At 65.8% G+C, this 6,673-nt stretch carries 7 protein-coding genes; 2 read left to right on the forward strand and 5 right to left on the reverse strand.

The genetic code is table 11. The annotated features are described in order from the left end of the window. The 5 genes from guaA to B3D39_RS07375 form a co-directional block, all read right to left on the reverse strand. Positions 1 to 874 (reverse strand): glutamine-hydrolyzing GMP synthase (guaA, locus tag B3D39_RS07355; protein WP_286789562.1); only part of this gene is annotated, 874 nt, incomplete at its 3' end. A gap of 148 nt (positions 875 to 1,022) precedes the next feature. Next, entirely contained in the window at positions 1,023 to 2,345 is a 1,323-nt protein-coding gene (locus tag B3D39_RS07360; protein ID WP_286789563.1) for an HlyC/CorC family transporter, read from the reverse strand. 33 nt (positions 2,346 to 2,378) lie between these two features. Further along, positions 2,379 to 3,356 (reverse strand): site-specific tyrosine recombinase XerD, encoded by a 978-nt coding sequence (locus B3D39_RS07365; RefSeq protein WP_274963579.1) that lies wholly within the window; start codon positions 3,354 to 3,356, stop codon positions 2,379 to 2,381. Continuing rightward, complete coding sequence (locus B3D39_RS07370; protein WP_274963580.1) at positions 3,353 to 4,957, reverse strand: hypothetical protein; 1,605 nt, start codon at positions 4,955 to 4,957, stop codon at positions 3,353 to 3,355. The genes B3D39_RS07365 and B3D39_RS07370 overlap by 4 nt, the downstream gene beginning before the upstream one ends. Beyond that, positions 4,947 to 5,156: a hypothetical protein gene (locus tag B3D39_RS07375; RefSeq protein ID WP_274963581.1), complete on the reverse strand. Its 210-nt coding sequence runs from the start codon at positions 5,154 to 5,156 to the stop codon at positions 4,947 to 4,949. Before B3D39_RS07375 ends, B3D39_RS07370 begins: the two co-directional genes overlap by 11 nt. A 234-nt stretch (positions 5,157 to 5,390) precedes the next feature. Here B3D39_RS07375 and B3D39_RS07380 point away from each other — a divergent pair, with 234 nt between their 5' ends. Beyond that, the gene (locus tag B3D39_RS07380; RefSeq protein ID WP_274963582.1) at positions 5,391 to 5,963 is read left to right on the forward strand and encodes a shikimate kinase; all 573 of its coding nucleotides are present in this window, start codon (positions 5,391 to 5,393) and stop codon (positions 5,961 to 5,963) included. After that, positions 5,956 to 6,673, forward strand: a 718-nt coding sequence (locus B3D39_RS07385) for a 3-dehydroquinate synthase family protein (protein ID WP_286789564.1), incomplete at its 3' end; no start/stop codon positions are given. The genes B3D39_RS07380 and B3D39_RS07385, both read left to right, overlap by 8 nt.

Raw genomic sequence — 6,673 nt, forward strand, 5'->3', positions numbered from 1 at the left:
GCACGTAGTGCGGAAAGCCCATCTCCTCGGCCACGCGGCGCGCGTCGTGGATGTCGAGCCCGGCGCAGCAGGCGCCCTTCTTGGCAATGGCCGCGCCGTGGTCGTAGAGCTGCAGGGTGATACCGACGACGTCGTACCCCTGTTCATGCAAGAGCGCGGCGGTGACCGAGCTGTCGACGCCGCCGGACAGACCGCAGATCACATGGCTGTCGCCCACCTGCTCGCGGATCTGGCGGATCGCCTCGTCGCGATAGGCGTCCATCGTCCAGTCGCCGGTGAAGCCCGCGTCGCGCACGAAGTTCTCATAGAGCGTCTTGCCGTTGGGCGTGTGATGCACCTCCGGGTGGAACTGCACCGCGTAGAAGCGACGGCTCAGATCGGCGGTGATCGCGTACGGTGCGCCCGGCGAGGTGCCATAGACCTCGAAGCCCGGCGCGATGCGGCTGACATGGTCGCCATGGCTCATCCAGACCTGCTCGCGGCCCGCGCCATCCATGAACCAGCCGGTCAGCAGATCGATCCGCGTCTCGGTCGGCGTCACATAGGCGCGCCCGAATTCGGCGGAGCCGTGCTTGGCCTCCACCAGACCGCCCAGATCCTGCATCATCACCTGCTGGCCGTAGCAGATGCCGAGGATCGGCACGCCCAGCTCATAGGCCGATTTCGGCGGCCGGGGAGAGCCCTCGCGCGTAACCGAATCCGGTCCGCCCGAGAAGATGATCGCTTTCGGGGCGAACTCTTTCAGGAAGGCGTCGGTGACGTTCTGATAGGGATGGATTTCGCAGTAAACATTCAGCTCGCGAAGCCGCCGCGCAATCAGCTGCGTGACTTGAGAGCCGAAGTCGATGATGAGGAGGCGCTGATGGTCTGTCATGCCGTTGGCATTAGGGCGCGTTTTCGCGCTTGGCAAGAGGGCAGCTTGCGTGACTCATATTTATCGCGCGACTGACCCCTTCCTCTTGGCAAAAATATCCCGGGGGGCGGCGCAGCCGCGGGGGCAGCGCCCCCTCCGCCATTGCCTCTCAGCTCTCCGGATAGCCGCCCGGGATCAGCGGTCGGATCTTGAGCCGCGTGATCCGGTTGTCCTTGCGGCCGGCGACCTCGAAGCGGAAGCCGTGGAAGGAGAAGACCTGCCCCTCGGTCGGGATGGTCTGCGCTTCGTGGATCACCAGACCGGCGACGGTGTTGGCCTCTTCATCGGGCAGCGTCCAGTCGGTCTCACGGTTCAGGTCGCGGATCGTCATCGCGCCGTCGACGATGTAATCGCCGCTCTCGGTCGGCTTCAGACGTTTCTCGGCCTTGGGGTCGAACTCGTCGGTGATCTCGCCCACGATCTCTTCGAGGATGTCCTCGAGCGTCAGCAGACCGCGCAGATCGCCATATTCATCCACTACCAGCGCGAAATGGGTGCGACGCTTCAGGAACTCCTGCATCTGCTCGTCGAGCGGCGTCGTCTCGGGGACGAAATAGGGCTTCATCATCACCTTGGCGATGTCGAGATCGGCCACGCTTTCCAGCGTGCCGTCGCCGCCACGCACGACCTTTTCCACAGCGCGCAGCAGGTCTTTCGAGTGGATCACGCCCACCACATTCTCGCGCTCGCCGCGATAGAGCGGCAGGCGGGTATGGGGCGAGGACAGCACCGCCGTCAGGATCGTGTCGGGATCTTCCTCGATATCGATCATCTCGATCTGGCTCCGGTGGAGCATGATCTCCTCGACCGTGCGATTGCCCAGATCGAGCGCGCCCAGTAGCCGGTCACGGTCTTCCTTGTCGACCGTGCCCTCGGATTGCCCAAGCGCCAGCGCGCCCGCGATCTCCTCGTGGATCGAGAACATATGGGTGTCCTTGTCGGTCCGCATCCCGAAGGCGTAGAGAATGCCGCGCACGATCATGCGTACGATGGCGACGATCGGGGCGAGAATGAGGGTCACGACACGGATCGGCCCCGCGACCTTCGAGGCGACTTTCTCGGGCAGGGTGATCGCATAGGTCTTGGGCAGCACTTCCGAGAAGACCAGCACCAGCACCGTCATCACCAGCGTCGCCAGCGCCACCCCCGATTGCCCGAAGACCCGCGTCATCAAAGCCGTCGCCAGCGAGGCGGACAGGATGTTGACGACGTTGTTGCCCAGAAGGATCGCGCCGATCAGCCGCTCGCTATCCTCGGTGACTTCCAGCGCGGTCTGCGCGCCGCTTTCGCCCTTATCGGCCTGCGCGCGCAGCTTGGCGCGACTGGCCGCCGTCAGCGCCGTTTCGGAGCCGGAGAAGAAGGCCGAGAGCGCCAGCAGTAGGATGATCGAACCGGCGGTGATCCAGAAGGCAAAATCGAGAGTGTTTTCCATGGTGTCAGGTTATGGGGCGCGGGCAGGGCGCATTCAAGCGGTGCCGTCACTTTTGCCGCGCGGTTTCGCCAGCGGGTGATGCGTCAGCACCAGCTCCTTGAGCCGTTCGTCGAGGACATGAGTGTAGATTTCCGTGGTCGACAGGTCCGCGTGCCCCAGAAGCATCTGGATCGCGCGCAGATCCGCGCCGCGTTGCAGTAGATGGGTGGCGAAGGCGTGGCGCAAGACGTGGGGCGTGACCTTGGCGGGGCTGACCCCGGCCTTCACCGCGATGTCCTTCAGCAGCTTGTGAAAGCCCTGACGCGTCAGGTGACCTTCCTTGCCGCCCGAGGGAAAGAGGAAACGCGAGGGCGGCGCGCGATGCTCGATGCGGGCCTGCTCTTCAGCCTCGTCGCGCGCGGTCAGCCACGCGGCCAGCGCCTCGCGCGCCGGTGGCGAGAGCGGCACCATCCGCTCCTTGTCGCCCTTGCCGCGCACCAGAAGCATCCGCGGATCGCCGCGCGCGGAGGACACCGGCAGCGAGACCAGCTCCGAGACCCGCATCCCCGTCGCGTAAAGTAGCTCCATCAGGCAGCGATTGCGGATCTGATCCTTCTGCGAGCGCCCTTGATCGCGGGCGGCCTCCAGCAGCGCCTCGACCTCTTCGAGACTCAGTGTCTTCGGCAAGCGTTGCGCGCGCCCGGGGCCTGCGATGCGGATCGCCGGATTGTCAGCGCGCCAACCTTCCTCATAGGCGAAGCGATAGAGTTGCCGGATCGCCGAGAGCCTGCGCGCGCGGGTCGATTTCGCCAAGCCCTCCGCCTCGCAGCGGATCAGATAGGTTTCGATATCGGCGCGGGTGAGCGTCGTGTAGCTGAGGCCCTTCGCCTGAAGAAAGCCTGCGAAGTCATTGAGATCGCGCCCGTAACTGAGGATCGTGTTGCGCGCGGCACCGGCTTCGGCGGATTGCGCGTCGAGAAAACTCGGCAGCCATTGCGGATCGGGCGGCGCGTCTGAACCGGGTCCGGTCATCCGCGATCTCCCAGCACGATCAGCTCGATCGCAGCGCGCCGCGCCACGGTTTCCAGCCCGGCCAGACGTAGCAGGCTCAGCCCTTCCTGCAGCCGCGGATAATCGCCTTTTGCGCCGTCGCCCACATCTCCGATCGCCTCGATCAGTGCGAGGCCGAGCTGGTCGGGCAGCAATCCCTTGTAGCGGTTGGGCGCGGCACCCGGCGGCGCATCGAAGACCGCCTTCAGCGCCTGATCGCGCGCGCCGCTTGCGGGGGTTGCGCTGGTATCGCCTGCGGCCAGCCCCTTGAGCAGCGCGGCCTGCGCCGAACTCTGCGTCCCTTTGCGGGCGTTTTCTTCGTAATTCGGGGTCAGCAGGCTCAGCTCGTAGGCGAGGCGGCCCGCGCGGCCCGGCAGGTCCATCCCCGCGAGCTGGTCGCCAAACAGCGCGCCCAGAACCGGCGCGAGATCTTCCGAGGCCATCACGTCATAAGCGTCGGGCAGGGCGGTCGCGACCCTGTCGGTATCGCTCGCCTCAAGCGCCTGATCGAGCGCACTCACTGCGGACACGCGATCCCAGAGCGCGCCCGACGCCGCCGCTTTGCGCTCGGTATAGAGGCCTAGCAGCCGGTTCGGATCAAGGACACCCGCACGGGCCAGCCGCTCGGCGGCCTCCAATTGCGATTTCCAGCCATTATTCTCGGTCAGATCGGCCTGCGCGAAGGCCAAAGGCAGCGTCGCGGTGGGCAGCGGCTGACCGATCGCTTCCATCATCTTGAACGCGAGCGGCGTGACGTGATCGGGGGGCGGCGCATCTCCGGCCTCTTCGGCCAGGGCCGGGTCGAGGAATTGCTCCAGCAGAGAGCGATCCTCCTGCGGGATCTGCCCCAGCGCGGCCCCCGTGCCATAAGTCAACTCTGCTGTGTCCCACTGACCGTTGCGCGCAAGGCAGAACACCCGCGCCGCATAAGAGGGCGCGATGCCGGGTGTACGCTCGATGATCTTGCAGGCGCGGTTCTCCTGCCCGAGCAGCAGTGCCACGTCGAAGCTACGGCGGAAAATCTCGGGGCTGGCGGTGCCCGCCTGTCCCAGAAGCGCATTGGCCTGTTCCAGCGCGCCCATGTCCAGAAGCCGGTCGATCCGCGCAAGGAACAGCTGGTTGCGCTGTGATGGCGTCTCGATCTGCGGCGGGTTCAGCTCGGCCAGCAGCAATGTCAGGCTCAGCTCCCGCAGCGCGGGCAGCTGATCGAGCGGCATTGCCCGCAGCGCCTGCGCCAGTTCCGGCTCGGGGGTCTTGCCCCAGAGATCGCGCGGCAACCCGGTGCGATCCGGCGTCAACAGCCCCAACGTATCGGCGGAGGGCGCGTCGAGCGAGAGCACTGCGATATCTTCAACTCCGCCCGCCCCGGTGACCGGGGCAGTCGAGCCCGCCGGGCCATCGCGCGGTGCCGACTTCAGGGAATGTGACAGCCAGTCGATCGCCGACATAGGGCTGCTGGCCGTAGGGGTTGCGTCCGCCGCGGCATTCGATTGCGCGGCGGCGGACCCCGCCACCAGACCGCCAAGCGCGAACCCGCTCAGCCAGATCAGGCCAAGGGTCGCCGCACGGCGATCAGTTGCCACTCGCAGCCTCGCTGTCGGTGCCCGTCTCAGTATCTGCATCGGAATTACTCGTGCCCGCCGTGCCCGAGCCGTCGGGCAGGGTGACTTCGATCCGCTGTTCCTGACTGTCGGGGCTCATGTCGCCCAAGTAAGCAAAGCCGATCACGCCGATCGCGCCAAGCACCAGTAGGATGACGATAAGCTTGAAGATGCGCCCCATAATCTCTCTTTTCTGCCGTCTGTCGCGGCCCGTCCCATAACGTGTCTCTCGGCGGGCGGGCCGTTCTTGGTTGCGGTTTCGCGTTGATCATATATGGCATTTCAGGGAAGTTCACGCCATTCAAGGGGTCCTGCGTCACGATTGTGCAAGGCTCCGCCGATGGCAAGCCTTGTCCGTCCCGCCGGGATTGACAGGGCAGGAATACCGCAGGCGACGCGAGGCAGGGGGCGCTAGGTGGAAGGCGAAACCGGGATCGAGGGGCATCTGACGCGCTCCGTCGTGCTCGTCGGCATGATGGGCTCGGGCAAGACGGCGGTCGGCACCGCCCTGTCCAAGGTGCTCGATTCGGCATTCCTCGACAGCGACCATGAAATCGAACGCGCCGCCCAGATGACCGTGGCCGAGATTTTCGCCCGCGATGGCGAGCCGTTCTTTCGCGCCCGCGAATCGGAAGTGCTGGAGCGGCTCTTGATGGGCCCGCCCGGCGTGATCTCCACCGGGGGCGGGGCCTTCCTTTCCGAGAAGAACCGCGAGCTGATCAACCGGCTCGGCGTCTCGGTCTGGCTGAAAGCGGATCTGGAGATCCTGTGGAACCGGGTGCGCCACAAGAACACGCGGCCCTTGCTGCGCACGGCCGACCCCAAACGGACGCTGAGCGACCTGCTCGCGGCGCGCATTCCGCATTATCAAAAGGCTCAGATCGTGGTCGAGGCCGAGCCGGGCCTCTCGGTGCAGGGCATGGCGCGCAAGGTGGTGACCCATTTGCGCGAAGTGGATGGATTGATCGAAGAGGTGAAAGATGCGTGAGATCGTGCCGGTCGAGCTGGGCGAGCGTTCGTACGAGGTGCGGATCGGCACCGGGCTTTTGGAAAACGCAGGCACCGAGATCGCGCCTTTGCTGCGCCGTCCGCGTGTGGCCGTCGTCGCCGATCAGACGGTGGCCGATCTGCATCTCGCGACCCTGCGCCGCGGCCTTGGCGATATCGAGATGGTCTCGCTGACCCTGCCGCCGGGCGAGGGCACGAAAAGCTGGCCGCAGTTCACCCGCACTGTCGAGTGGCTGCTGGAGCAGAAGGTCGAGCGCAAGGATATCGTCATCGCTTTGGGCGGCGGCGTGATCGGCGATCTGGTTGGGTTTGCGGCCGCCGTGCTGCGCCGGGGCGTGCGTTTCGTGCAGATCCCGACCTCGCTTCTTGCGCAGGTCGACAGCTCCGTGGGCGGCAAGACCGGGATCAACGCGCCGCAGGGCAAGAACCTGATCGGCGCCTTCCATCAGCCGTCGCTGGTGCTGGCCGATCTCGACGTGCTGGGCACGCTCGAGCCGCGCGACTTCCTCGCGGGCTATGGCGAGGTGGTGAAATACGGGCTTCTGGGCGACGCGGCGTTCTTCGACTGGCTCGAGGCGAACGCGCCTGCGATGGCGGCGGGCGATATGGAAAAGCGCCTGCATGCGGTGAAACGCTCAGTCGAGATGAAAGCCGAGATCGTGGCCCGCGACGAGACGGAGGAGGGCGACC

Origin of the sequence: Thioclava sp. UBA3469 (assembly GCF_002378135.1) — a bacterium.
Taxonomy (GTDB): domain Bacteria; phylum Pseudomonadota; class Alphaproteobacteria; order Rhodobacterales; family Rhodobacteraceae; genus Thioclava; species Thioclava sediminum.